This is a genomic window from Rhodococcus sp. LB1 (genome assembly GCF_001583455.1).
Lineage (GTDB): Bacteria > Actinomycetota > Actinomycetes > Mycobacteriales > Mycobacteriaceae > Rhodococcus_F > Rhodococcus_F opacus.
The window spans coordinates 1-1,337 of record NZ_LTCZ01000363.1 but is presented as its reverse complement, the minus strand read 5'-3'; the positions used below and the strand labels follow the sequence as shown (position 1 = coordinate 1,337).

Annotated in this window: 2 protein-coding genes; both read left to right on the top strand. The window is 72.0% G+C overall.

The window, feature by feature from the left end; all coding sequences use genetic code 11:
* Positions 1-889 (top strand): type IV toxin-antitoxin system AbiEi family antitoxin domain-containing protein (locus AZG88_RS35595; RefSeq protein ID WP_061700440.1); only part of this gene is annotated, 889 nt, incomplete at its 5' end.
* On the top strand, positions 886-1,337 hold a 452-nt coding region (locus AZG88_RS35590; RefSeq protein ID WP_197487989.1), incomplete at its 3' end, for a nucleotidyl transferase AbiEii/AbiGii toxin family protein. The genes AZG88_RS35595 and AZG88_RS35590, both read left to right, overlap by 4 nt.

Below are 1,337 nucleotides of genomic sequence, written 5' to 3'. Positions count from 1 at the left end.
GACGTCGGTGTCGGTGCAGCAGCTCAAGCGGATGGTCGATTCGGGGGTGCTCGAGCGGCTGCATCACGGGCTGTATCGGCTGGCACGGATGCCGGAGGATGTGCACCTGGAGGAACGGGTGGCGTGGCTGGCGCTGGACCCGGATGTGGTGGTGTGGGAGCGGCTGGATCAGCCGGTCCCGACGGGGGTGCTCTCGCATCGCACCGCCGCCGGCCTGCATGGGCTGGGGGATCTGGATGCCGATGTGGTGGAGCTGACCGCGACCAGGCGGATCCGGCTGTCGCTGCCCGGGGTGATCGTGCACCGGGGTGTGCTGTCGCGGGAGGATTGGCAGCTCGTCGACGGGCTGCCGGTGACCACCCCGGCCCGCACGATCGGTGATCTGGCCGCCGCCGGCACCGATGCCGGGCATCTGGCGTCGGTGGTCCGCGACGCCCTCACCCGCGGCCAGGCGACCGTGGAAGAGGTGCTGACGGCACTCGCCCCGCATGCCTTCGACTACGGGCACCGGGCGCTGGACGGGCAGGGCTTCCTCGAGGTGCTGATCGCGCAGGCGGGGGTGCCGGCCACCACCCTGGCCCTCGCGGACCTCGCCCGCAAGAACACCACCACCACAGCCGCTGGTGCCACCGCCACCAGTGTGGCCGCGCCGGACGCCGCGCAGCTGAGCATCGCCGCCCTGATGAAGGCGGTGACCGAGTCACCGCAGGCGCGGGATGCGCTGATGCAGTCGCTCGCCGCCGCTCTCGGGCAGTCCACCGCCAGCCCCGACGCCGATACCGGCGTCGGGGAGACCGCACCCGCCGCCCAGCCGGCGGACGGCACCAGCACGACCGGCTCCGACCGGCCGGACAAGTCCGGCCGGTCGGTGAAGGCGGCCGGCCGGTGAGCCCGGTGTCGCGGTCTCCGCAGGCGGTGCGGGCGAGTATCACCGATCGCCTCAACCGGTACGCCCGAGAGCACGGCCAGAACATCGCCCTGGTGCGCCGCCGCTTCGTCATCGCCCGCTTCCTCACCCGCGTCTTCGACGCGGACCCGGACGGGTGGATCCTCAAGGGCGGTATCGGAATGATGGTGCGCCTGCCGCAGGCCCGCTACAGCAAGGACATCGACCTCCTTGCCGCCGCCGACCTTGCGGATTCGGTCGACGTGCTGCGCCGCGCGGTCCGTGACCACCACCTCGACCACTTCCGCTTCGAGGTCGGCCCGTCCACCGAGCTCAGCCACGACAAGGGGGTCACGGTCACCGTCACCGCCTCCCTCGGCGGCAAGACGTACGACAGCTTCTCCCTCGATGTCGTCGGCAGCCGCCGCACCCTCGTCGGCGAGATCGAACG